Annotated in this window: 21 protein-coding genes; 5 read left to right on the top strand and 16 right to left on the bottom strand. The window is 60.8% G+C overall.

Going from position 1 to position 25,410, the window contains the following annotated elements; genetic code table 11:
- Positions 1 to 70 precede the first annotated feature (70 nt).
- From fdx to uvrB, 8 genes are all read right to left on the bottom strand, one after another.
- Entirely contained in the window at positions 71 to 409 is a 339-nt protein-coding gene (fdx, locus tag ABWV89_RS03335) for an ISC system 2Fe-2S type ferredoxin (RefSeq protein ID WP_353394182.1), read from the bottom strand.
- 43 nt (positions 410 to 452) lie between these two features.
- Positions 453 to 2,342, bottom strand: coding sequence for a Fe-S protein assembly chaperone HscA (gene hscA / locus ABWV89_RS03330; protein WP_353394180.1), 1,890 nt, complete (start codon positions 2,340 to 2,342; stop codon positions 453 to 455).
- Between the two features lie 67 nt (positions 2,343 to 2,409).
- Positions 2,410 to 2,928: a Fe-S protein assembly co-chaperone HscB gene (hscB, locus tag ABWV89_RS03325; protein ID WP_353394178.1), complete on the bottom strand. Its 519-nt coding sequence runs from the start codon at positions 2,926 to 2,928 to the stop codon at positions 2,410 to 2,412.
- 20 nt (positions 2,929 to 2,948) lie between these two features.
- Complete coding sequence (gene iscA, locus ABWV89_RS03320; RefSeq protein ID WP_353394176.1) at positions 2,949 to 3,272, bottom strand: iron-sulfur cluster assembly protein IscA; 324 nt, start codon at positions 3,270 to 3,272, stop codon at positions 2,949 to 2,951.
- A 47-nt stretch (positions 3,273 to 3,319) separates the two neighbouring features.
- The gene (gene iscU, locus ABWV89_RS03315) at positions 3,320 to 3,706 is read right to left on the bottom strand and encodes a Fe-S cluster assembly scaffold IscU (RefSeq protein ID WP_353394173.1); all 387 of its coding nucleotides are present in this window, start codon (positions 3,704 to 3,706) and stop codon (positions 3,320 to 3,322) included.
- Between the two features lie 84 nt (positions 3,707 to 3,790).
- On the bottom strand, positions 3,791 to 5,011 hold the full coding sequence (locus tag ABWV89_RS03310) for an IscS subfamily cysteine desulfurase (protein ID WP_353394171.1): 1,221 nt from the start codon (positions 5,009 to 5,011) through the stop codon (positions 3,791 to 3,793).
- Between the two features lie 94 nt (positions 5,012 to 5,105).
- Positions 5,106 to 5,648, bottom strand: coding sequence for a Fe-S cluster assembly transcriptional regulator IscR (gene iscR / locus ABWV89_RS03305; protein WP_353394169.1), 543 nt, complete (start codon positions 5,646 to 5,648; stop codon positions 5,106 to 5,108).
- Positions 5,649 to 5,852: 204 nt separating this feature from the next.
- A complete protein-coding gene (gene uvrB, locus ABWV89_RS03300; protein WP_353394167.1) occupies positions 5,853 to 8,012 on the bottom strand; it encodes an excinuclease ABC subunit UvrB in 2,160 nt (719 codons plus the stop codon).
- A gap of 115 nt (positions 8,013 to 8,127) precedes the next feature.
- Between uvrB and ABWV89_RS03295 the strand changes: the two genes are divergently transcribed.
- Positions 8,128 to 9,327 carry an amino acid aminotransferase gene (locus ABWV89_RS03295; protein WP_353394164.1) on the top strand — a complete coding sequence of 400 codons (1,200 nt, stop codon included), beginning with the start codon at positions 8,128 to 8,130 and terminating at the stop codon, positions 9,325 to 9,327.
- Between the two features lie 87 nt (positions 9,328 to 9,414).
- Here ABWV89_RS03295 and ygiD read toward each other — a convergent pair whose 3' ends face one another.
- Positions 9,415 to 10,248 carry a 4,5-DOPA-extradiol-dioxygenase gene (ygiD, locus tag ABWV89_RS03290; RefSeq protein ID WP_353395153.1) on the bottom strand — a complete coding sequence of 278 codons (834 nt, stop codon included), beginning with the start codon at positions 10,246 to 10,248 and terminating at the stop codon, positions 9,415 to 9,417.
- A gap of 336 nt (positions 10,249 to 10,584) precedes the next feature.
- On the opposite strand from ygiD, the gene ABWV89_RS03285 reads away from it, so the two are divergent.
- Both ABWV89_RS03285 and rsxB read left to right on the top strand, forming a co-directional pair.
- Positions 10,585 to 12,018, top strand: a complete 1,434-nt coding sequence (locus tag ABWV89_RS03285) for a polyhydroxyalkanoate depolymerase (RefSeq protein ID WP_353394163.1) — start codon at positions 10,585 to 10,587, stop codon at positions 12,016 to 12,018.
- Entirely contained in the window at positions 12,015 to 12,704 is a 690-nt protein-coding gene (gene rsxB, locus ABWV89_RS03280; protein ID WP_353394161.1) for an electron transport complex subunit RsxB, read from the top strand. The genes ABWV89_RS03285 and rsxB overlap by 4 nt, the downstream gene beginning before the upstream one ends.
- Before the next feature lie 12 nt (positions 12,705 to 12,716).
- Here the strand turns inward: rsxB and ABWV89_RS03275 are convergent, their stop codons facing one another.
- The 7 genes from ABWV89_RS03275 to scpA form a co-directional block, all read right to left on the bottom strand.
- Positions 12,717 to 15,032, bottom strand: coding sequence for a methyl-accepting chemotaxis protein (locus tag ABWV89_RS03275; protein WP_353394160.1), 2,316 nt, complete (start codon positions 15,030 to 15,032; stop codon positions 12,717 to 12,719).
- A gap of 105 nt (positions 15,033 to 15,137) precedes the next feature.
- Positions 15,138 to 15,527, bottom strand: a complete 390-nt coding sequence (locus ABWV89_RS03270) for a hypothetical protein (RefSeq protein ID WP_353394158.1) — start codon at positions 15,525 to 15,527, stop codon at positions 15,138 to 15,140.
- Between the two features lie 287 nt (positions 15,528 to 15,814).
- Positions 15,815 to 16,300 carry a VOC family protein gene (locus tag ABWV89_RS03265; protein ID WP_353395151.1) on the bottom strand — a complete coding sequence of 162 codons (486 nt, stop codon included), beginning with the start codon at positions 16,298 to 16,300 and terminating at the stop codon, positions 15,815 to 15,817.
- An 11-nt stretch (positions 16,301 to 16,311) separates the two neighbouring features.
- On the bottom strand, positions 16,312 to 18,375 hold the full coding sequence (locus tag ABWV89_RS03260; RefSeq protein WP_353394156.1) for an acetyl-CoA carboxylase biotin carboxylase subunit: 2,064 nt from the start codon (positions 18,373 to 18,375) through the stop codon (positions 16,312 to 16,314).
- Between the two features lie 135 nt (positions 18,376 to 18,510).
- A complete protein-coding gene (locus ABWV89_RS03255; protein ID WP_353394154.1) occupies positions 18,511 to 20,043 on the bottom strand; it encodes an acyl-CoA carboxylase subunit beta in 1,533 nt (510 codons plus the stop codon).
- A gap of 92 nt (positions 20,044 to 20,135) precedes the next feature.
- Positions 20,136 to 21,143, bottom strand: coding sequence for a methylmalonyl Co-A mutase-associated GTPase MeaB (gene meaB, locus ABWV89_RS03250; protein WP_353394152.1), 1,008 nt, complete (start codon positions 21,141 to 21,143; stop codon positions 20,136 to 20,138).
- A gap of 99 nt (positions 21,144 to 21,242) precedes the next feature.
- Positions 21,243 to 23,399: a methylmalonyl-CoA mutase gene (gene scpA / locus ABWV89_RS03245; RefSeq protein WP_353394150.1), complete on the bottom strand. Its 2,157-nt coding sequence runs from the start codon at positions 23,397 to 23,399 to the stop codon at positions 21,243 to 21,245.
- A 125-nt stretch (positions 23,400 to 23,524) separates the two neighbouring features.
- Between scpA and ABWV89_RS03240 the strand changes: the two genes are divergently transcribed.
- A complete protein-coding gene (locus ABWV89_RS03240; protein ID WP_353394148.1) occupies positions 23,525 to 24,160 on the top strand; it encodes a GntR family transcriptional regulator in 636 nt (211 codons plus the stop codon).
- Between the two features lie 384 nt (positions 24,161 to 24,544).
- Entirely contained in the window at positions 24,545 to 25,357 is an 813-nt protein-coding gene (locus ABWV89_RS03235; protein ID WP_353394146.1) for a formate/nitrite transporter family protein, read from the top strand.
- Positions 25,358 to 25,410 lie beyond the last annotated feature (53 nt).

The raw sequence follows: 25,410 nt of genomic DNA, 5'->3' as shown, positions 1-25,410 counted from the left end.
CCCAAGGTGAAACGCGCCCCCTCGGGGGGCAGCGACCCGCGTCAGCGGCGGAGCGTGGGGGCCAAAATTCTCAATGGTTCTCTTTTGCGTGATTGATCGTGTACTTCGGAATCTCGATCGTCAGGTCTTGCTGGGCGAGGATGGCCTGGCAGGACAGACGGGAATTGGGCTCCAGACCCCAGGCTCGGTCGAGCAGATCTTCTTCCTCTTCTTCGGCGTCGTCCAAGCTGTTGAAGCCCTCGCGCACGACCACGTGGCAGGTGGTGCAGGCGCAGCTCATTTCGCATGCGTGCTCGATGTGGATGTCGTTGTCGAGCAGAGCTTCGCAAATGGACGTCCCTGCGGGGGCTTCGATCACGCCACCTTCAGGAAGCAGCTCTGCGTGGGGAAGAATCTTGATCTTGGGCATTTTCTGGATGGTGTGTTCTATTGCGTGGCGTCAACAGCGGCTCTCAGACTTCTTCAACCTTGCGGCCAGAGAGTGCTTGCTGGATGCCCTTGTTCATGCGCATGGCGGCAAAGGCCTCGGTGCCTTTGGCCAGTGACTCGGTGGCGGCTTCGATCTCGGCAGCTGAAGCTGCCTGATTGTCGAGAAATGCCTGCAGCACTTTCATGCGTTCGTCGATGTTCTGCCGCTCTTTCTCGCTGAGCAGGCCGGCGTCGGCCGTCAGTGCGCTCTGGGTGGCCACAATCATGCGCTGACCGTCCACGCGAGCTTCCACCACTGCCCGAGCAGCCATGTCTTCTTCCGCCGTGGCAAAGCTCTCTTGCAGCATGCTGGCGATCTGCTCGTCGCTCAGGCCATAGGACGGCTTGACTTCGATGCTGGCTTCGACGCCCGAGATCTGCTCCTTGGCGGCAACCGACAGCAAGCCGTCGGCATCGACAGTAAAGGTCACCCGAATGCGGGCTGCACCGGCGGCCATGGGAGGAATGCCGCGGAGTGTGAATTTGGCGAGGCTGCGGCAATCAGCCACCAGATCGCGCTCGCCTTGAACCACATGCAGCGACATGGCGGTCTGGCCGTCCTGATAGGTGGTGAAGTCCTGAGCCAGTGCGGTCGGGATGGTGCTGTTGCGCGGGACGATGCGTTCGACCAGCCCTCCCATGGTTTCAATGCCAAGGGACAGTGGGATGACGTCGAGCAGCAGCAGGTCACCTTCCTGACTGTTGCCGGCCAGCGCGTTGGCCTGGATGGCAGCACCCAGGGCAACCACTTCGTCCGGGTTGAGATTGGTCAGCGGCGTCTGGCCAAAGAACTCACCCACCGTGCGACGAATCACCGGCATGCGAGTGGAGCCGCCCACCAGAACCACGCCCTTGATGTCCTGCGCGTCCACATCGGCATCGCGCAGCACCTTGCGCACAGCGCGCATGGTGCGATCGGTCAGGGGTTTGGTGCACGACTCGAACTCGCCTGGCGTCACGGCTTGCCCGATGGCAGTACCGGAAGACAAGTTCACCGCGAAGGTCTCGCTCTCCACGTCTTCGCCGGAGAGCGCCTCCTTGACCCGGCGCGCTTCGCGGTGAAGTCGGGCACGGTCCGATGCATCGAGCGCACCAGCGCCCTGACCAGCCTGCTCCAGCACCCAGGCGGCAAGCGCCTGGTCGTAATCGTCGCCACCAAGTGCGGAATCCCCGCCCGTTGCCAGCACCTCAAACACGCCTTGTGTCAGACGAAGAATGGACACATCGAAAGTGCCTCCACCGAGATCGTAAATGGCGTAGACACCTTCCGCCCCGTTGTCCAGCCCATAGGCGATGGCTGCAGCAGTGGGTTCGTTGATCAGCCGCAGCACTTCGATGCCAGCGAGCTGGGCCGCATCCTTGGTGGCCTGACGCTGTGCGTCATCAAAATAGGCTGGCACCGTGATCACGGCGCCGAACAGGTCATCGTCAAAGCTGTCTTCTGCTCGAAAGCGAAGTGTGGCCAGGATCTCGGCACTGACCTCCATGGGGGTCTTGTTGCCGGCCACCGTCTTGACCACAGCCATGCCATCGGCATCAACGACATCATAGGAGAGCTTCTCCACATCGGCCACCTGGGCACGCGTGCGGCCCATGAGGCGTTTGACCGAGCTGATGGTGTTGGCAGGGTCTTGGGCTTGTGCAGAGAGCGCGTCATGACCGATCTGGCGGCCTGCCCCACCTTGCGCCGGATCGAGGTAGCGAACCACGCTGGGCAGAATGACCTTGCCCTGTTCGTCGGGCAGGCATTCGGCCACGCCATGGCGCACCGAAGCCACCAGGGAGTGCGTCGTACCCAGATCGATGCCCACTGCCACGCGGCGCTGATGGGGGTCGAGAGACTGTCCGGGTTCGGAAATCTGCAGAAGTGCCATGAAAACTCTGAATTCTTTAGGGTCTGCTGAACGCAGGCGCCACCCTCTCACTCACTCCGTATGAGCTTCAGGCGTCCATCTGCTCCAGCCGGTTGTCCACGTCCTGAGCGAAACGCTGTACGAACATCATTGCCCGCACCTGCTGCGCCAGACTGGCAAAGTCGTGTTCATCGTCAGCGAGCCTGCCCATGTCATTGAGCATGCTGCGGCGTCTGGCGGCCACTTCGTCTGCCAGGGACTCCATTTGCTCAACGCCATCCGCCTCTTCCAGCGCTTCACGCCACTCCATCTGTTGCATCAGAAACTCAGGCGGCATGCTGGTGTTGCTCTCCGCATCCACGGCCTGCCCGTTGAGCTCACAGAGGTAGGTGGCGCGCTTGAGCGGATCTTTGAGTCGTTGATAGGCCTCATTGATGCGCACCGACCATTGCATGGCCTGACGCTGGGTTTGCGCATCGGCCGTGGTGTGACGGTCGGGGTGGACTTCACGTTGCAGCTGCTTCCAGCGTTCGTCGAGCTGCTGCCGGTCCAGGCCGAAGACCTGAGGCAAATCAAACAGTTCGAAGTCGTTGGACTGAAGGTTCATGTCAGTGGAGCCGCGAAGCGTCAGACGCGGAAGCTCTCACCGCAGCCACAGCGGTCACGCTCGTTGGGATTGTTGAAGCGAAAGCCCTCGTTGAGGCCCTCTCGCACGAAGTCCAGCTGCGTGCCATCGATGTACGGCAGGCTCTTGGGGTCCACCAGCACCTTGACACCGTTGTCCTCGAACACGATGTCCTCCGGTGCTGATTCGTCCGCGTATTCGATCTTGTAGGCCAGGCCGGAGCATCCGGTGGTCTTGACACCAAGGCGAACACCAATGCCCTTGCCTCGCTTGGCAAGGTACCGGTTGACGTGACGGGCAGCTGAATCGGAAATCGTGATGGACATGGTTTCTTTTTTCTGTTGGCCGGGCTGAACGAGATACAAACGCCCGATCAGCCGGTGTGCTTCTTGCGGTAGTCGTCGATGGCGGCCTTGATGGCGTCTTCAGCGAGGATGGAGCAATGCACTTTCACCGGCGGCAGTTCCAGCTCTTCAGCGATGGTGCTGTTCTTGAGCCCCGCCGCCTCATCCAGCGTCTTGCCCTTGACCCATTCGGTCACGAGCGACGAAGAAGCGATGGCAGAACCACAACCGTAGGTCTTGAAGCGTGCGTCTTCGATCACGCCGGTCTCGCTGTTGACCTTGATCTGCAGCTTCATGACGTCACCACAGGCGGGGGCTCCCACCATGCCGGTGCCAACGGTGTCGTCGCCCTTGTCGAAAGAGCCGACATTGCGGGGGTTTTCGTAGTGGTCAACGACTTTTTCTGAGTAAGCCATGTTCGTTTCCTTTCACCAGCCGGGGGACAATTGCTTCCGGCGCGTGTCAAATCAATTCAATCTGCGTGTTCTGGGCAAGCAGGATCAGTGCGCAGCCCACTGGATGGTGGAGAGATCGATGCCGTCCTTGTACATCTCCCACAGGGGAGAGAGCTCGCGCAGCTTGGCCACGTTTTCCTTGATGGTGTTGACGGCGTAGTCGATCTCTTCTTCGGTGGTCCAGCGGCCGATGGTCATGCGCAGGCTGCTGTGAGCGAGTTCGTCGCTGCGTCCAAGGGCACGCAACACGTAGCTGGGCTCCAGACTGGCCGACGTACAGGCAGAGCCAGACGACACCGCCAGGCCCTTGATGCCCATGATGAGCGATTCGCCTTCGACGTAGTTGAAGCTCATGTTCAGGTTGTGTGGCACACGCTGGTCTTCATGACCGTTGATGAACACCTGCTCCACATCTTTGAGGCCGGCGAGCATGCGGTCATGCAAGGCCTTGATGCGCTTGTTCTCGTCGTGCATTTCTGCCTTGGCAATGGCGTAAGCCATCCCCATGCCGACACACTGGTGCGTGGGCAAGGTGCCGGAGCGCATGCCGCGCTCGTGGCCACCGCCGTGCATCTGGGCTTCCAGGCGGATACGAGGCTTGCGGCGAACGTACAGCGCGCCAATACCCTTGGGGCCATAGACCTTGTGAGCAGTCAGGCTCATGAGGTCGACCGGCAGGGTTTTGAGGTCGATATCGACACGCCCGGTGGCCTGTGCTGCGTCGACGTGGAAGATCACGCCTTTCTCTCGGCAGATGGCACCGATGGCGGCGATGTCCTGGATGACGCCAATCTCGTTGTTGACGAACATGACGCTGGCCAGAATGGTGTCTGGGCGAATAGCGGCCTTGAAAGCGTCGAGGTCCAGCAGGCCGTCGTCTTTGACGTCCATGTAGGTCACTTCAAAGCCCTGGCGCTCCAGCTCGCGGCAAGTGTCGAGCACGGCTTTGTGTTCGGTTTTGACCGTGATCAGGTGCTTGCCCTTGGACTGGTAGAAGTGCGCCGCGCCCTTGAGGGCGAGGTTGTCGGATTCGGTGGCACCGCTGGTCCAGACGATTTCGCGCGGATCAGCGCCGATGAGGTCGGCCACCTGAGCACGAGCGTTCTCGACCGCCTTTTCAGCCTCCCATCCCCAGGCATGACTGCGGGAAGCCGGGTTGCCAAAGTGCTCACGCAACCAGGGAATCATGGCATCCACCACCCGCGGATCGCAGGGGTTGGTGGCGCTGTAGTCCATATAGACAGGGAAATGTGGAGTGGAGCTCATGACGATGAATCTGTCAGGGTTGTGGGGCTGTCTTTGTCGGTTCTTTTGTCTTGGCTGAGCAATCTGGCGCCCGAAGAGCGCCAGAGGTCGCCGGTCACTTGCTGGAGCCAGCGGCCATGCCGCCCAGCGCAAACACCGAGTTCGGCGCGTTCACCCGGATCGGCTTGACGACCGGTGCACTGGAGATGGCCTTTTTGATGGTGGGCGCGCTTTCGACCACTACGCCTTTGGCGATCTGGTCGTCGACCAGTGACTGCAAGGTGACCGAGTCGAGGAAGTCCACCATCTTGGCGTTGAGCGTGGCCCAGAGCTCGTGCGTCATGCAACGGTTGCCTTCGCCCAGGCAGTTTTCCTTGCCGCCGCACTGGGTGGCGTCGATGGGCTCGTCGACCGAGACGATGATGTCAGCCACGGTGATGCTCTCGGGCTTGCGTCCGAGCGAGTAGCCTCCGCCCGGCCCGCGGGTGGACTCCACCAGCTCATGGCGGCGCAACTTGCCGAAGAGCTGCTCCAGGTAGGAGAGCGAAATTTGCTGACGCTGGCTGATCGCGGCGAGCGTGACGGGACCATTGTTCTGGCGCAGGGCCAGATCGATCATGGCGGTGACCGCAAAGCGGCCTTTGGTCGTGAGGCGCATTACAAGCTCCTTTTATTGACTGGCTATAGTCACTGTCGTGTTACCAGAAGGGCAGCGATGACACGGCATGCTGCCCTGCTTTTCCACCCGCCCGACCACCGTGAGGTGGCCTCCGACAGAAGTGTTCCCGACTGTTTTTGTCGATTATAGCAAAAGTCCGACTGCTTTTGTCGGCTAAGTCAAAAGTGAACGGTTTGGTACCGCTCAGACAGGTGCGTCGGACCCCGGTGCGCCAAGCACACGTTGCTTGAGTTCGTGTAGCTGATCGCGCAGCCGGGCCGCCTGTTCGAACTCCAGATTTCGGGCGTGCTCGAGCATTTGCTTCTCGATGCGCTTGATCTCTTTGGCCAGATCCTTCTCGCTCAGGGCCTCGGCCTGCTCGCGGGCCTGTGCCTGGTTGGCCAGTCGCTCTGCCTCTTCCCCGGCCTTTTCGCTGTAGACCCCGTCGATCAGGTCCTTGATGCGTTTGACAACCCCCTTCGGGGTGATGCCGTTTTCTTCGTTGAAGGCCATCTGTTTGGCACGGCGTCGCTCGGTCTCGCCGATGGCTTTCTTCATCGACTCGGTCATGCGGTCTGCATACAGGATGGCCTTCCCGTTGAGGTTTCGGGCGGCACGGCCAATGGTCTGTATCAGGCTGCGCTCGGCACGGAGAAAGCCCTCCTTGTCGGCGTCCAGAATGGCAACCAGCGAAACCTCCGGGATGTCCAGACCCTCGCGCAGCAAGTTGATCCCCACCACCACGTCAAAGGTACCGATGCGCAGGTCCCGGATGATTTCGACCCGTTCAACCGTGTCGACATCCGAGTGCAGGTAGCGCACCTTGACCCCGTTTTCTGCCAGGTAGTCGGTGAGCTGTTCAGCCATGCGCTTGGTCAATACCGTGATCAGAACGCGTTCGCCTTGCTCCACTCGGCTGTGGATTTCCTGCAGGACATCGTCCACCTGGTGGGTAGCAGGGCGCACCTCCACCACCGGGTCGACCAGGCCCGTGGGCCGCACCACCTGCTCCACCACCTGACCGGCATGGTTTTTCTCATAGTCGGCGGGCGTGGCGGAGACAAACACGCACTGGCGCATCCTCTGCTCGAACTCCTCGAATTTGAGCGGCCGGTTGTCCAGCGCACTGGGCAGACGGAACCCGTACTCGACCAAGGTGGTCTTGCGCTGGCGGTCGCCGTTGTACATGGCGTTGAGCTGCCCGATCATCTGGTGGCTCTCGTCCAGGAACATGATGGCGTCCCGCGGCAGATAGTCCGTCAAGGTGGCCGGTGGCTCGCCCGGCAGACTGCCCGCCAGGTGGCGCGAGTAGTTCTCGATGCCTTTGCAGTGACCCACCTCGCTGAGCATTTCCAGATCGAAGCGGGTGCGCTGCTCCAGTCGCTGGGCTTCAACGAGCTTGCCCATGCCCACCAGTTCCTTGAGGCGCTGGTCCAGCTCGTCCTTGATGGACTCCACCGCCTTGACCACCTGCTCGCGCGGGGTCACATAGTGACTGCTGGGGAAAACGGTAAATCGCTTGAGCTTTTGCTTGACCCTGCCGGTGAGGGGATCGAACAACTGGAGGGTTTCGACCTCATCGTCGAACAGCTCGACCCGCACCGCCATCTCGGAGTGCTCGGCCGGGAAGATGTCGATGGTGTCGCCACGCACCCGGAACGAGCCACGGGAGAAGTCATGGTCATTGCGGGCGTATTGCATGCGCACGAGCTGGGCGATCAGGTCGCGCTGCCCTACTTCGTCGCCTTCCCGCAAGGTGAGCACCATCTGGTGGTAAGCCTCCGGGCGGCCAATGCCGTAGATGGCAGAGACCGTGGCCACGATGACCACATCGCGGCGCTCCAGAATGCTCTTGGTACAGGACAGCCGCATCTGCTCGATGTGCTCGTTGATCGCGCTGTCCTTTTCGATGAACAGGTCGCGCTGCGGCACATAGGCTTCAGGCTGGTAGTAGTCGTAATAGCTGACGAAGTACTCGACCGCGTTGCGCGGGAAGAATTCGCGAAACTCGCTGTAGAGCTGCGCGGCGAGCGTTTTGTTCGGGGCAAAGATGATGGCCGGGCGCCCCAGTCGCGCAATCACGTTGGCCATGGTGAAGGTCTTGCCTGAGCCGGTCACACCCAGCAGGGTCTGAAAGACCTCACCGTCTTCAATGCCTTCAGTGAGCAGCCGAATGGCTTCGGGCTGGTCGCCCGCAGGTGGGAACGGCTGGAACAGCTCAAACGGCGAGTCGGGAAAACCCACAAACTCCCCTTGAGGAGGCTCTTCCTGAGGAGCTACATCTACCGGCGCCGCCACGGCGGTGTGGTCGACTTCAGACGCTTGCGCTGGGTTTTGTCGGGGGGCGCGCTTGGAAGTTGCCATGGGACGATAAAATCTCAGGGGAAACCCGAAAGACTACCCCATTTCTCCAGATGGCGCAGGCCCGGGATTCCGCTTCGCCTCCTTCCTCTTAACCTCCTCCCTCCTCCGGATCAACATGTCTGTCTTTTCCGCCGTCGAAATGGCCCCCCGCGACCCCATCCTGGGCCTGAATGAACAATTTGCCGCTGACACCAACCCCAACAAGGTCAACCTCGGCGTCGGTGTGTACTTCGACGACGCAGGCAAACTGCCTCTGCTTGACTGCGTGAAGGCGGCCGAGGAAGCCATGATGGAAACACCGGCCGCCCGGGGCTACCTGCCCATCGACGGTATTGCGGCCTACGACGCCGCCGTGAAGGATCTTGTGTTCGGTGCTGGCAGTGACGTGGTCAGCAGTGGCCGTGTTGCCACCATCCAGGCCGTCGGCGGAACGGGCGGCCTGAAGGTCGGCGCAGACTTCCTGCGTGGCCTCAACCCCTCCGCCAAGGTCCTGATTTCCGACCCCAGCTGGGAAAACCACCGCGCGCTGTTCATGCGCGCCGGATTCACCGTCGAGACCTACGCCTACTACGACGCAGAGAAGCGCGGCGTGAATTTCGAAGGCATGCTGGCCGACCTCAAGGCCGCAGCACCAGGCACCGTGGTCGTACTGCACGCCTGCTGCCACAACCCGACCGGCTACGACATCACTGCCGAACAGTGGGACCAGGTCATCGAGGTCATCAAGGCGGGTGAGCTGACCCCGTTCCTGGACATGGCATATCAGGGTTTCGGCGACGGCATCGCCGAAGACGGCGCTGTGATCGGCAAGTTCACGGCAGCAGGCCTGAACTTTCTCGTCGCCACGTCTTTCTCCAAGAGCTTCAGTCTCTACGGCGAACGCGTCGGTGCCCTCTCCGTACTGTGCGCCGACAAAGAAGAAGCTGGCCGGGTATTGTCCCAACTGAAGATTGTCATTCGCACCAACTACTCCAACCCGCCCACCCATGGTGGTGCCGTGGTCACCAAGGTGCTGAGCACGCCAGCCTTGCGCGACATGTGGGAGAAGGAGCTGGCCGGCATGCGTGTACGCATCAAGGAAATGCGCCAGAAGCTGGTCGACGGCCTGAAAGCGGCCGGCGTGACGCAGGACATGGGCTTTATCACCACCCAGCGAGGCATGTTCAGCTATTCAGGCCTGTCCAAAGACCAGATGGTGCGCCTGCGCAGCGAGTTTGGCGTTTACGGCACCGACACCGGTCGCATGTGCGTTGCCGCTTTGAACAGCAAGAACATCGATCACGTCTGCAAGGCCATTGCCGCCGTGGTGGCCTGACCTGTTGACGGGTGCCCTGTCAGATAAAAGCCGCTGCCAACGCAGCGGCTTTTTCTTTGGCCTGACGCGGCCCGGATCGCCAGGGGCTCAAGCGCCCCAGATCACAGAGCGCATGGAGATGGACGCCAGCTGAAAACCGGTGTTGAACATCTGCGGCTTGTCCTGGTCTGCATCGATGGCGCCTGCCACTGTGGCCAGTGGCAGAAAGTGATCCCATGACGGATGCGACAAGCGGGCAGTCTCCCCTTGCTGTTGCGCCTTGCCCAGGTCAGCCAGGTTGCCGCTATCGACGCGTGAAGCCACCCAGTCATCAAAGGCCCGTGCCCAGTCATAGGCCTGATTGTCGGCCGCCTGGCGCTGCAGGGCCCGCAGGTTGTGCACCACATTGCCGCTGCCAATGATCAATACCCCTTTGTCGCGCAGGGCCGCAAGCTGACGACCCAGGGCGAAATGCTCAGATGCCGGGCGGTTGAGGTCAATGCTGAGCTGAATCACCGGGATGTCGGCGGCAGGGAACATCGGCTTGAGCACGCTCCATGCGCCATGGTCAAGACCCCACTCCAAGTCATCCAGCACCAGCGGTTTACCCGAGTCCGGCTGGGTGACTCCGGCGCTGATATCGGCAGCCAGACCTGGAGCCCCTGGCGCAGGGTATTGCTGGTCAAACAACGACTGCGGAAAACCGTAAAAATCGTGAATGGTGCGTGGCTGCTCCATCGCTGTGAGCTGCCACCCCATGGTCATCCAATGGGCAGACACACAGAGGATGAGCCGTGGTCTGGCCGGCGCACCAAGCAGACGCTGACCCATCGCTTGCCAACTGCGGCGCCATGCGTTGTCCTCGATCGCGTTCATGGGGCTGCCGTGGCCCAGAAACAGCACTGGCATGCGTGGGCTGGAAGGCCATTCTTCCCACGACATGCCTGTCTGACGGCGCTCGCGCTGATTCGGATGGACGGATTGGGTCATGTCTTGTCCCTGGGGGCCGGTTTGAGCTGGCGAGGCGCTGACGGCTTTGGCCACCATTGCGCCAAGCGTACTGCCGAGTACCATGTGCAAGGCTGTCCTTCGCTGCACGTCAAGCCTCCTTGAACCTGTTGCATATTGAGAAACAGAACCGCCGCTTCCCGGCGTTTACCCCCGATTCTTTCACGAAGGTGACAACTGACGTAGGGATTAGGTGTTTCTCCCCTGACGCAACCCCGGACATACTGCTATATTGCACTGCAACATAACGATTTCGGAACGGTCCCAGCCATGCTCTACCAGATCTACGAAACCCAGCGTTCGATCATGGAGCCCTTTGCCGATTTGGCAGAAGTGGCATCCAAGATGTTCAGCAATCCGCTGCTGCCTGCCGGCCAGCTGCCCATGGCGCCGCGGATCTCTGCAGCCTATGACCTGATGCACCGACTGGGCAAGGACTACGAAAAGCCCGAGTTCGGCATTCGCACGGTGGACGTCGATGGTGTGGATGTGGCCATCTACGAGCGGATTGAAGTGGACAAGCCCTTCTGCGAGTTGCGTCGCTTCAAACGGTTCACGGACGATCCAGCCACGCTGGAGAAGCTCAAGGGTCAGCCCGTGGTCCTCATCGTGGCGCCCCTCTCTGGCCACTACGCCACCTTGCTGCGCGATACCGTGCGCACCATGCTCAAGGACCACAAGGTCTACATCACCGACTGGAAGAACGCTCGTCTGGTGCCCATGAGCGAAGGCGAGTTCCATCTGGACGACTATGTGAACAACGTCCAGGAGTTCATTCGCTATCTGCAGGACAACTACGGCAATTGCCACGTGATGAGCGTGTGCCAGCCCACCGTCCCTGTGCTGGCAGCCATTTCCCTGATGGCATCGCGCAAGGAAAAAGAGCCACTTTCCATGATCATGATGGGAGGCCCGATTGACGCACGCAAGTCTCCCACAGCGGTGAACAATCTGGCCACGCAGCGCAGCCACGCCTGGTTCGAGAACAATGTGATCTACCGCGTGCCGGACAAATTCCCGGGCGCAGGCCGACGCGTTTACCCTGGTTTCCTGCAGCATTCCGGCTTTGTGGCCATGAATCCCGACCGGCACGCGAACAGTCACTACGACTACTTCCAGGACCTGATCAAGGGTGACAACGAAAGTGCGGAAGCACATCGTCAGTTTTATGACGAGTACAACGCGGTACTCGACATGGATGCCGACTATTACCTGGAAACCATTGCCGCCGTCTTCCAGGATTTCCGGCTGCCAATGGGCACATGGCATGTGGTCAACGAAAAGGGCAAGTCAGAGCATGTCAAGCCTGCCGACATAAGGCACGCTGGGCTGCTGACGGTCGAGGGAGAACTGGACGACATTTCCGGCTCTGGCCAGACCAAGGCGGCGCACAATCTGTGCACCAGCATTCCCGAAAAGCACCAGATTCACTACGAAGCCAAGGGTGCGGGGCACTACGGCATCTTCAGCGGCCGCCGCTGGCGAGAGTTTGTCTACCCAGTGGTCAAGGATTTCATTGCCTCGCACGAGGCAGCAGAAGTGGCAGGCAAAGGCCAGCCTTCGGCCAAGGCGAGCACAGCAGCCGCTCCTGCCCGCAAACGGGCAGTCACTGCACGAAGATCCACAAACGCGAAAGCTCCCGCCACCAAGGCGTCTACCGCTCCTCGCAAGCGCACAGCAGCCAAAAAAGCCAGCAAGTCATGAGCGAGGTGCACTCGCCTGAAAAGGCGGGGTCCCTGGCAGACCGGATAGACGCCGCACTGCCGCAGACGCAATGCCAGCGCTGCGGCTTTGCTGATTGCCGCGCCTACGCAGAGGCGATTGCGTCCGGCACCACCACCATCAACCGATGTCCGCCGGGCGGTGCCGAAGGTGTCGGCCGCCTGGCCTCGATCACCGGGCAGCCCGCCACCGAGCTGGACCCCGACTGTGGGTATGAGGGGCCGGTCACCCTGGCCGTGATTGATGAGGAGTGGTGCATCGGCTGTACCTTGTGCATCAAGGCCTGCCCGACGGATGCCATTCTGGGCACCAACAAAATGATGCACACCGTGATGGAGCCCTATTGCACCGGTTGCGAGCTGTGTATTCCGGTGTGTCCGGTCGATTGCATTTCACTTGAGCCGGTCAATGCATCGCTCTCGGGCTGGGCTGGCTGGAGCGAGGCGCTCGCCCAGCAGGCGCTGGAGCGCTACCGCGATCGCCAGACGCGCCTGGGCCGCGAAAGGGCCGAACATGAGGCTCGCCAGACTGCCAAAGCCGAAGACAAACTGGCGAACCTGGAATCGCACTCCAAGCATACCGACCCAGCCACGCTGGACCGAAAGCGCGCCATCATTGAAGCAGCGCTCAAACGAGCCAAGGCACGACGCTCAGCAGACGACCACTGAGCGAAGTGCTCTTCAGGCAGCGACCACAGTCTTGTAGACGCCGCAGCCGACATACACGTCGTCGACTTTGGATACGAACGACATCTTGGTCTGCACGGCCTTGGTCGTCGGGTTGACGATGTCGTACTGCACCCATCCGGGTTCGTTCTCGCTTTGCTTGACAATGGCCTGCAAGAGCGATTCGCCGTCGACCCCGGGGATGTCCTGTACCCGGCTGCCGACCTTGGCAGGGTTGCCACCGAAGGCCACGTACTGACCTGAACGGTCGAGCGCAAACACATACATGTCACGATCGTAGAACGGCCCATCGGGGTCGGTCAGGGACGAAAGAAAGCCATCGCGACCACGCTCGCTGCGCATCTGCACCGCCAGCTTGACCAGATCCATGGCTTCTTCGGCTGTGCCCTGCTGAAGTTTGAATGAAGAGACCGCCTTGGCCAGATTGGCCGCCTGGTCTTCCAGCTGCACGGCCTGGTTCACGGCGCGTTCGACCATCTGGGCATTGCGCTGTGTGATCTCGTCGAGCTGGCGCACAGCCGACGAAATTTCGGTCAGGTTGCTGCTTTGCTCTGCACTGGCTGCGGAGATCAGCGACATGTTCGAGGCCACCCCCCGAACACCGTTGACAATCTGATTGATGTTCTCGCCAGCGGTACGGATCTGGCCGACACTGGTTCCGACCTGTTTAGAAGAAGTCTCGATCAACTCACGAATCTCGCGGGCTGAGGCAGCGGATCGCTGAGCCAGTGTGCGGACCTCAGTGGCCACCACTGCAAAGCCTCTGCCCTGTTCACCAGCACGTGCTGCTTCCACTGCCGCATTGAGCGCCAGGATATTGGTCTGGAAAGCCAGGCTGTCGATGACGCCGATGATCTCGTTCATCTGCTGGGCGTGGCGCTGAATGATCTCCACCGATTCCACAGCTTCGCGCATGGTGGCCACGCCGCCTTCTGCAACGTCGCGAACCTTGGAGGCCTGACCATCCGAATCGACGGCGGTCTGGGAGTTTTGCTCCACCGTCGACGAAAGCTCTTGCACGCTGGCTGCGGTCTGCTCCAGGTTGGCGGCCTGCTGCTCGGTTCGGTCAGACAGCTCACGGTTGCCATTGGCCAGGCTCTTGCCTGCGAACGCGACCAGAGCCGAGTTGCTTCTCACGTCGGCCACCATGGCCGAGAGGTTGCGGATCATCTTGTCGAGCAGCCCGGTCAGCTCGGCCAGCTCGTCCTTGCCTCGCGAAGCGATGGTGGCCTGCAGGTTGCCGGAGGCGACTTTCCGCATGACCTCCACCAGCTGGCGGAAATCGATCACAAAGCTGAGCAGGAAGCTCATGATGAGGTAGACCACCGTCACCACACCCAGCACAGAGGCAACCACTGCCACCTGGCGAAGCCATGTGTCACTCGCAAGGCGATCATCCAGAATCTGGTGCAGGTGCTTGCGTGCCTCGATTTCGAAGGCGCCGACACTGGCGATGGCTTGCGTACCTGCCTGGAAGTACGCCTCGCCTGTGGCACTGGTGTCGCCATTGATCACCTTTCGGGCCATGGCGAGAAATGCGGATGCATCTTCCACGGCCTTGGGGCCGGTGGGGTTGTCGACCTGATACCTCGCCGTGAAGCGCCGGTGATAGCGCACGTCTGCCGTCGCCACCTCGGCCTCGGCCACAATGGCCTGGAGTTTCGCCCGAACATCCGGATCATTGGCTCCACTCGCAAGGTAGCCAGCCCCCATGCCTCGGACCTGGCCGAGCAGTTCGGCCCAGTTGGGCGTCTGGGAGACGATCATGTCCATGAGGAAGTAGCTGCCCGGCTCCGGATCAAACAGCAATTGCGAACGCTCGCCAATCGCATACACAAAATGGCGAAGATCGATGACGATGTCGGAATGGCGCTTGAACGACTGCGGGCCCGTCATGCTGCCCGTTTCTTCCAGTACCTTGATCTGGGAGACGATGGACCCCCACTCTTCCTGAAGATCAAGTGCCGGGTTGGCCTTGAGCATATCGCCAACGGCTTGCGTTTCCTTGGCCAGCGTATCCCGCTCGGCCTCCAGCTTGTCTGCCACACCGGTGTTGCCGCCATGGAGCATGGCGCTCATGCCCCGGTGTCGCTGCACTGAATGGATCACATCCGAGGCTTCAGCCAGAAGATCCACGCCAACCACCTCGGACTCGGTAAAGGCGATGTCTGCAGAAAGGCGATTGACCAGGACGATGGTGATGACCACCATGGGCAGGGTCAGCGTCAGGCCCAGAGTGCCCAGCTTGACAGGCAGACGAAGCTGCCTCATGAGCATGACACCGGGCTTGAATGGCTTGAAAGAAAACATAGATTGGACTCGAGTGGTGAGTTGCCTCAGCGATGATCTGACATATGGTTATTGTTCTTTCATCGGCCAGTGGTTATGGATCTTGACCCCCTGCTAACCCGCAGTTCAGTGGCGCCAGTTCCTGCCCGCCTGGTGTGCTTCAAAAAAGCGGAACAGCTGCACAGCGATCAAGCGCAGGCCGTCGTCGGCCAGACTGTGCGCGTCCACCAGCTGCTTGAGCGCATATTGCCGGTCGCCGATCATCATCACCTGGCTGACAGGCATGCCGTGACTGGACATGCGAAGGCAGAACGCCTCGAGCAGCCCCGGAGGCCAGGGCACTCCTACACGACGCTCCTGCCAGGCAGCACTGGCCCGCTCCCAGCGAGAGAGATGCGCGTCTGTGGACCCGTCACTCGCCTCCTGATGCAGATCGCCCGGCATGGTGGGCAAATACTGGGCGTGTAGATGTTGCGACGATGGCTGCTGACCCGAGAATGGAGTTGGCTGATTCATGTTCGCCTCCGCGAAGTACAGATGATTTCCTGACTTCCCGGGGTTGGACTGACTGGGACAAAGGACCCATGCCAAACCCCGGATCCTGCAAGATCAAATGTAGGCACACGGTTGCGACGCAAAAGCCCGATAAATGCACGGATTCAGGGCCAACTCCACCCCGAACTGCCGGACTCCTCAGTACCTTGTACCAATGACCTACAGCACAAAAAAACCCACTTCCCGTCCGGTGAAGTGGGCTCGTGCGTGGGCAGTGTGCGCCCAGGCATGCAAACTGATTCAGGGCTTCACGCCATCACCGATGCCTCCAGCCTGGCAAACGCATCGACGACTTCTGGTGGCGCCTGTACCAGCTCAACCAGCACCCCTTCCCCACTGATGGGGAATTCTTCATTGCTCTTGGGATGCAAGAAGGTGATGTCGAAGCCGGCAGCGCCTCTGCGAATACCGCCAGGTGCAAAGCGCACGCCCTGCACAGTGAGCCACTCCACAGCAACGGGCAGGTCGTCGATCCACAAGCCCACATGGTTCAGCGGCGTGGTGTGCACGGCCGGCTTCTTGTCCGGGTCCATGGGCTGCATGAGGTCTACCTCTACCTTGAAGGGCCCCTGCCCAATCGCGCAGATGTCCTCGTCCACGTTTTCACGTTCACTCTTGAACGTACCGGTGAGCTCCAGGCCAAGCATCTCGACCCACAGCTTTTGCAAGCGCTGCTTGCTCGGGCCGCCAATGGCGATTTGCTGGATACCCAGCACCTTGAATGGACGCTGCATTGCGGTCTTGCTCATGATTCAAACTCCACGATGGGCTGGTCGACGACAAGGCTTTCACCCTTCTTGGCCATGACCTTGGCCACCACACCATCGGCGGAGGCGAACAGCACGTTCTCCATCTTCATGGCTTCGATCACGGCGACACGCTCACCGGCCTGCACCTTCTGACCCACTTCCACCGACACATCCACCAGGAGGCCAGGCATGGGTGAGAGCACGAATTTGCTCATGTCTGGCGGCGCCTTGAACGGCATGAGCTGGTGCAGCTGAGCCATGCGCGGGGAGACCACCATGGTCTCCAGCTTGGTGCCGTTGTGCTGCACCACCAGCGACAGAGGATTGGCAGGCGATCCGCGTTCCATCTGCGCGGTGAATGGTTCGCCATTGCAATCACCCAGAATGACGATGTCGTTCAGGCGCGATGGCGAGTTGATCTTGTAGCGCTTGACGTTGTCGCCCTTGCCCACGACAACGGACGCGTAACCGGTTTCTCCCACGAACTCGTCTACGTGGACAGGTGTGTACTTGTGCTGGCCGTCGGTGGCCAGACTGATCACGGTGTAGTCCTTGCCGACCTTGACACCATAGCCGGGCAGTTGCCCCGAGATGCCCAGCGCCCGCTCACGGGATTTACGCCTGACGAAGGCAGCCAGAGCGATGAGAAAATCCGGGTCCGAGTGCGGGACATCTTCCGCGCGGAAGCCATCGGCATAGTGCTGCGCAATGAAGCCGGTGTTGAACTGGCCAGAGACGAAGTTCGGGTGCGCCAGCAATGCCGCCTGGAACGGGATATTGCTGTTGATGCCGCGAATGACAAATCCGTTGAGGGCTTCGCGCATCTTGGCGATGGCGTCGTTGCGGTCTTTTCCGTGCACGATGAGCTTGGCGATCATCGAGTCGTAGAACATCGGAATTTCGCCGCCTTCAAACACACCCGTGTCCACACGCACGCCATGGGTATGCGCCGTATCGGCCTGCCACATGGTTTCTTCCGGTGTGGTGAAGCGAACGAGCCGACCCGTGGAAGGCAGAAAGCTGCGGAACGGGTCTTCAGCATTGATACGGCATTCGATGGCCCAGCCATCGCGCTTGACGTCGGCTTGCGTGAGCGGCAGCTTCTCGCCAGCAGCCACGCGGATCATCAGCTCCACCAGGTCCAGGCCGGTGATGCACTCGGTGACCGGATGCTCCACCTGCAGGCGGGTGTTCATTTCCAGGAAGTAGAAGTCCTGGTCTTTGCCGACCACGAACTCCACCGTACCGGCGCTCTCGTACTTCACCGCCTTGGCCAGTGCCACCGCCTGCTCGCCCATGGCCTTGCGGGTGTCGTCACTGATGAAAGGCGATGGTGCCTCTTCGATCACCTTCTGGTGGCGACGCTGGATCGAGCACTCGCGTTCGTTCAGGTAGACCACGTTGCCATGGCTGTCGCCGACCACCTGGATCTCGATGTGCCGCGGCTGCTCCACAAACTTCTCGATGAAGATGCGGTCGTCGCCGAAGCTGTTGCGGGCTTCGTTCTGGCAGGCGGTAAAGCCCTCCAGCGCCTCCTTGTCGTTGAAGGCCACGCGCAGGCCTTTGCCGCCACCGCCGGCAGACGCCTTGATCATGACGGGGTAACCAATGCCTTTGGCGATATCCACCGCTTTCTCGGCCGACTCGATGGGGTCGTTGTAGCCGGGAATGGTGTTGACCTTGGCTTCGTTGGCCAGTTTCTTCGACGCGATCTTGTCGCCCATGGCGGCGATGGAATGGGCTTTGGGGCCGATGAAGGCAATGCCCTCCTTTTCGCAACGCTCGGCGAAAGCCTCGTTCTCGGACAGGAACCCGTAGCCGGGGTGAATGGCTTCAGCGCCGGTTTTCTTGGCGGCTTCAATGATCTTGTCAGCAACCAGGTAAGACTCGCGGCTGGGTGCCGGGCCGAGCAACACGCCTTCGTCGGCCAGGCGCACATGGCGCGCTTCCTTGTCGGCTTCGGAGTAAACCGCCACTGTGGCGATGCCCATCTTGCGGGCGGTGGCAATCACGCGGCAAGCAATCTCGCCACGGTTCGCAATCAGAATCTTTTTGAACATGGGGATGTCCTACTTCTCAACAAATGTGGGTGCACAAGGGCCGCAGTTTCGAGAACACCGCAGAACCGGCTTCGCCGGGCTGCTGGTGTTGCCCCCTTGAGGGGGTGGCGCGAAGCGGCGCGGGGGTGGGCAGGTTCACAGAGGGATATTGCCGTGCTTGCGCCATGGGTTCTCTATCTTCTTGTCCTTGAGCATCACCAGCGAGCGGCAGATGCGCTTGCGGGTCTCGTGCGGCAGGACGACGTCATCGATGAAGCCACGGGCACCGGCGACGAACGGGTTGGCAAAACGGGCTTTGTATTCGGCTTCGCGCTGGGCGAGCTTCTCCGGATCTTTCTTCTCTTCACGGAAGATGATTTCCACCGCACCTTTGGCTCCCATCACCGCAATTTCAGCGTTGGGCCAGGCCAGGTTGACGTCGCCACGCAAGTGCTTGGAGGCCATCACGTCATAGGCACCGCCGTAGGCCTTGCGGGTAATGACGGTGATCTTGGGCACCGTGCATTCCGCATACGCATACAAGAGCTTGGCACCGTGTTTGATGATGCCGCCATATTCCTGGCTGGTGCCGGGCATGAAGCCGGGCACGTCCACAAAAGTGACCACCGGGATATTGAACGCATCGCAGAAGCGCACAAAGCGCGCGGCCTTGATGGAGCTCTTGATGTCCAGGCAGCCCGCCAGCACCAGCGGTTGATTGGCCACGATGCCAACGGTCTGGCCGTCCATGCGGGCAAAGCCGATCAGGATGTTCTTGGCATAGTCAGGCTGCAGTTCGAAGAAGTCCCCATCGTCGACCGTCTTGAGGATCAGCTCCTTCATGTCGTAGGCCTTGTTGGGGTTCTCTGGCACCAGAGTGTCCAGGCTCATCTCCATGCGATCGATCGGATCACCGCTGGGGCGCACGGGCGCTTTCTCGCGGTTGCTCAATGGCAGGTAATTGAACAGCCGGCGCAGCATCAGCAGCGCTTCCACGTCGTTCTCAAAGGCCAGATCGGCGACACCACTGCGGCTGGTATGGGTCACGGCCCCACCCAGCTCTTCTGCGGTCACCTCCTCGTGTGTGACAGTCTTGACCACTTCCGGACCGGTCACGAACATGTAGGAGCTGTCCTTGACCATGAAGATGAAATCGGTCATGGCCGGTGAGTACACCGCGCCGCCCGCGCTGGGGCCCATGATCATGCTGATCTGCGGCACAACTCCGGAGGCCATGACGTTGCGCTGGAACACCTCCGCGTAGCCGCCCAGAGAGGCCACGCCCTCCTGAATGCGAGCACCACCGGAGTCGTTCAGGCCGATGACGGGTGCGCCCACCTTCATGGCCTGGTCCATCACCTTGCAGATCTTTTCGGCATGGGCCTCGGACAGGGCGCCACCGAAGACGGTGAAGTCCTGGCTGAAGACGAAGACCAGGCGGCCGTTGATCATGCCGTAGCCGGTCACCACGCCGTCGCCCGGGATCTTGTTCTCGGCCATGCCGAAATCGGTGCAGCGGTGCTCGACGAACATGTCCCACTCTTCGAAGCTGCCCTCGTCCAGCAGCAGCTCAAGGCGCTCACGGGCGGTAAGCTTGCCCTTCTTGTGTTGCGCTTCGATGCGGCGCTCACCACCGCCCAGTCGGGCTGCGGCGCGCTTTTTCTCGAGTTGTTCCAGGATGTCTTGCATGTTGTGCTCTCCAGATGGATGCGAGGCTTGAAATGCCGTTGGGTTGATCGTGTTGGATGTATGGAGTGGAGCGACCGGGCGGTATGCCCTGATCAGTCAAACAGCTCCAGCAGCTGCCGCGCCGCAGTGGACGCCGGCATGTGGCCGTCAATGACGGCCTGTGAAACGTTGGCCAGCTGGGAGCGCACTTGCGGGTGCTCTCGAAAGCGTGCCTTGAGGCCCGCCTCGATGCGTTCCCACATCCAGGCTTTGGCTTGTTGTTGTCGCCGGCTGGCCACTCGGCCGTTGGCGGTTTGCAGTTGTTTGAAGTTGGAAACAGCGTCCCAGAAGCTGCCCACACCGTCACCGCGCAGTGCGCTGATCTGGATGACTTGCGGGTGCCAGATCTTCTCGTCGTGATGAATGTGGTCAGGGTTGCCGTGCAATCCAAGGAGCCGCACCGACGAAGTGATCTGCGCACGCGCACGCGTCGCGGCATCCGGGTCGATATCGGCCTTGTTGATGACGACCAGGTCGGCCAGTTCCATTACGCCTTTTTTGATCGCCTGCAGGTCGTCGCCGGCATTGGGCAGTTGCAGCAGGCAGAACATGTCGGTCATGCCATGCACGGCCGTCTCGCTCTGGCCCACACCCACGGTCTCGACGATGACGACGTCATAGCCTGCCGCCTCGCACACCAGCATGGCTTCGCGCGTTTTCTCGGCCACGCCACCGAGCGTGCCGCTGCTGGGGCTGGGGCGTATATAGGCCTCGGCCTTGACGGAGAGCTGCTCCATGCGGGTCTTGTCACCCAGAATGGAGCCGCCCGAGACCGACGAGGTCGGGTCGACGGCAAGCACTGCCACGCGATGCCCTTGCCCGATCAGGTGCAGGCCAAGCGCTTCGATGAAGGTGCTCTTGCCCACGCCTGGTACACCGCTGATCCCCAGGCGCAGACTGTTGCCCGTGTGTGGCAGCAATGCCGTGAGCAACTCGTCGCCCTGGGCCCGGTGGTCAGCACGGGTGGATTCCAGCAGCGTGATGGCCTTGGCCATGGCACGGCGCTGCACGGCTGCGTTGCCATGAAGAATCCCGTCCAGATAAGTGCTTGATGTGGTCATACCCAGCATGTCAACAACCCAGGACACCGCGGAACTGGCTCTGCCAGGCCGCTGGTGCCGCCCCCTTGAGGGGGTGGCGCGCCGCGCCGCGGGGGTGAATCAAGAGATGGCCTTTTTGATCTGCTCGAGCACGTCCTTGGCACTCGCCGGAATCGGTGTACCCGGACCGTAGACGCCTTTGACCCCTGCTTCGTACAGAAAGTCGTAGTCCTGACGCGGCACCACTCCGCCGACAAACACGATGATGTCGTCAGCACCTTGCTTCTTGAGCTCGGCGATGATGGCCGGCACCAGTGTCTTGTGGCCTGCCGCCAGCGTGGACACGCCGACTGCATGCACATCGTTCTCGATGGCCTGCCGCGCGCATTCTTCGGGCGTCTGGAACAGAGGGCCCATGTCGACGTCGAAACCGAGGTCTGCGTAGGCCGTGGCCACCACTTTGGCACCTCGGTCGTGACCATCCTGGCCGAGCTTGGCGATCATCACGCGCGGGCGACGGCCCTGGGCGTCAGCGAAATCGGCGATTTCCTTCTTGAGTTGTTCCCAGCCTTCGGCGGAGTCGTAAGCGGCAGCGTACACACCAGTCACCTTTTGCGTATCGGCGCGGTGGCGCCCGAAGACCTTTTCCAGCGCGTCGGAGATTTCGCCCACAGTCGCGCGCAGGCGCGTGGCTTTGATGGAGAGGTCAAGCAAGTTGCCCTCGCCTGATTCTGCTGCTGCGGTCAGCGCTTCCAGCGCCGCCGCGACTGCCGCGTCGTCACGATCGGCACGCAGCTTCTGGAGCCGGGCGATCTGCGAATCGCGCACCTTGACGTTGTCGACCTCCAGGATCTCGACCGGGTCTTCCTTGGCCAGCTTGTATTTGTTGACGCCCACAATGACGTCCTTGCCGGAGTCGATCCGTGCCTGTTTCTCTGCGGCACTGGCTTCGATCTTCAGCTTGGCCCAGCCGCTGTCCACGGCCTTGGTCATGCCGCCCATGGACTCGACCTCTTCAATGATGGCCCACGCCTTGTCGGCCATGTCCTGGGTCAGCTTCTCCATCATGTAGGAGCCAGCCCAGGGGTCCACCACATTGGTGATGTGGGTCTCTTCCTGAATGATGAGCTGCGTGTTGCGGGCAATGCGGGCCGAGAACTCGGTGGGCAACGCAATGGCTTCGTCAAACGAGTTGGTGTGCAGCGACTGGGTGCCACCGAACACGGCAGCCATGGCCTCGATGGTGGTGCGCACCACATTGTTGTATGGGTCTTGCTCGGTGAGTGACCAGCCTGAGGTCTGGCTGTGCGTGCGAAGCATCATGCTCTTGGGGTTCTTTGCGTCAAAGCCCTTCATGATGCGTGCCCACAGCAGACGGCCGGCGCGCATCTTGGCGATCTCCAGATAGAAGTTCATGCCCACCGCCCAGAAGAAGGAAAGCCGCGGCGCAAAGGCGTCCACGTCCAGCCCCTTGGCCATGGCAGTCTTCACATACTCCTTGCCGTCAGCCAGGGTGAAAGCCAGCTCCAGCGCCTGATTGGCGCCGGCTTCCTGCATGTGATAGCCCGAGATGGAGATCGAGTTGAACTTGGGCATGTTCTGCGCCGTGTACTCGATGATGTCGCCGATGATCTTCATCGACGGCTCCGGCGGGTAGATATAGGTGTTGCGGACCATGAACTCCTTGAGGATGTCGTTCTGGATGGTCCCCGAGAGCTTGTCCTGCGTCACGCCCTGCTCTTCAGCAGCAATCACGTAGCCAGCCAGCACCGGCAGCACGGCACCGTTCATGGTCATGGAGACCGAAATCTTGTCGAGCGGGATGCCATCGAACAGGACTTTCATGTCCTCGACACTGTCGATGGCCACGCCTGCCTTGCCCACGTCGCCCGTGACACGCGGGTGGTCACTGTCGTAACCACGGTGGGTGGCCAGATCGAATGCCACCGACACGCCCTGCCCGCCCGCTGCCAGCGCTTTGCGATAAAAGGCGTTGGACTCTTCGGCAGTGGAAAAACCGGCGTATTGGCGAATCGTCCAGGGCCGAACCGAGTACATGGTGGCCTGTGGGCCACGGACAAACGGCTCCATGCCCGGCAATGTATTGGCATAAGGCAGGCCGCTGAGATCATCCGCGGTGTACAGAGGCTTGACGGTGATGCCTTCAGGGGTTTGCCAGTTCAGGGCGTCAACGTCTCCACCCGGTGCAGACTTCTGGGCCAGCTTGGTCCAGGCTTCCATGGATGGCGGATTGAATTCGGTGGGCTTTTGGCTCATGGCGAATAGGTGTGCAAGTGCAACAAATAAGGACTGTTCATTTTACGTCATTCATAATTATTGATGCAAAATATTCAGGGTCGCTTACAATCAGACTCCACTCTCCCGATCCCTACCCCGTCTGCATGTCCGCTGTGTCCCTTGCCCCCCGCGCCCTTTATCAGGAAGTTGCTGAGCTGCTCCGGCAGCGCATCTTCAAGCGCGAGCTTCAGCCAGGGAGCTGGATTGACGAGCTCAAGATCGCCGAGGAATACGGTATCAGCCGCACGCCGCTGAGGGAAGCCCTGAAGGTCCTGGCCGCCGAGGGGCTTGTCACCATGAAGGTCCGCCGCGGCGCCTATGTCACAGAAGTCTCGGAGAAGGACCTGGCCGACGTCTATCACCTCCTCAGCCTGCTGGAGTCTGATGCGGCGGGCGTGGTGGCCTCCCGGGCGGACGACGCTCAGCTCAAGGAGCTGCAGGACATGCACGAGGATCTGGCCGCTGCGGTAGACGACCGAGAGCGCTTCTTTGCCATCAACGAGCAGTTTCACCTCAGACTGCTGGAAATGGCGGACAACCGCTGGCGCCAGCAAATGGTGGCGGACCTGCGAAAGGTGATGAAGCTCAACCGTCACCACTCCCTCTTCAAGACAGGCCGCCTGCACGACTCCCTGAAAGAGCACGCGGCCATCATGGCAGCCATTGCGGGGCGCGACAGCACACTGGCTGCGCAACGCATGCGTGAGCACTTCACCAACGGCCTGGAAGCCGCAGCCTGAGCCCACTTGCCGGGCATGCTCCGGCCCCTTCGATATTGCGCCGCACCAAAAAGGCACTGCGCGCCTTTTGGCTCATCTCCTCAGGTACCAATTCGGTGCATTTCCTTCAAGCGGCAGCCGACTTTTCGCCTGGCACGCGATCTGCTTGGAACTGATTGTCAGCAACGGTCCAATGGCGGACAGGTGCTGATGCAGCAGTCCCGCATTCACCGCTGCATTTAAGGACAACGGCGTCCCTGCTCTTCGATGGCCTTCGAGCCCACTCAAGAGATGGGGCCGCCGTTTCTTTTTTGTTTGAACCGAGGGAACGCTGTGATGTGCTCCGCCAAAAGCGGACCGCAACCAACGGACCGGCTATCAACCCAGCAATGAAGGAAACGCACCATGGCATACCTAGCACCAGCGGAATTCGTGACCAAAATGGTCGACGCAGGCGAGTCCAAGCTCATGATGTCGACGCGCGACACACTCATCCGTGCCTACATGGCAGGCGCGATTCTCGCCCTCGCCGCCGCTTTTGCCGTCACCATTGCCGTCAACACCGGCAACTTCCTGATCGGCGCCCTTCTGTTCCCGGTCGGCTTCTGCATGCTGTACCTGCTCGGATTTGACCTGCTGACCGGTGTGTTCACGCTGGCACCGCTCGCTGTGTTGGACAAACGCCCGGGCGCCACCTGGAGCAGCGTCATGCGCAACTGGTCGCTGGTCTTCATCGGCAACTTTGCCGGCGCCATGACCACGGCCGTCTTCATGGCGATCATTTTCACCAACGGCTTCAGCGAGGCCCCCAATGCGGTCGGCATGAAGATCGGCACCATCGGTGAATCACGAACGGTTGGCTACGCCGAACACGGATTTGCCGGCATGCTGACCCTGTTTGTCCGGGCTGTGATGTGCAACTGGATGGTGTCCACCGGTGTGGTGGCAGCCATGATGTCCACTTCCGTCTCGGGTAAGGTGATCGCCATGTGGATGCCGATTCTGGTGTTCTTCTACCTTGGCTTCGAACATTCCATCGTGAACATGTTCCTGTTCCCGTCCGGCCTGATGCTTGGCGGCCATTTCACCGTGATGGACTATCTCTTCTGGAACGAAATCCCGACGGTGCTGGGCAACCTGGTTGGTGGACTGACCTTCGTCGGGGCCACCCTGTACTCCACCCATTACAAAACCGCACCCAAGCGCGCCGTCGCCTGATTCGGTCTGAGCATCTGCCTGGCCTCGAAGCCGGGCGCATGCCCCACCAGGGG

Source organism: Hydrogenophaga sp. 5NK40-0174 (assembly GCF_040372165.1).
Lineage (GTDB): Bacteria > Pseudomonadota > Gammaproteobacteria > Burkholderiales > Burkholderiaceae_C > Hydrogenophaga.
This window is presented reverse-complemented; position numbering and strand designations above follow the sequence as displayed.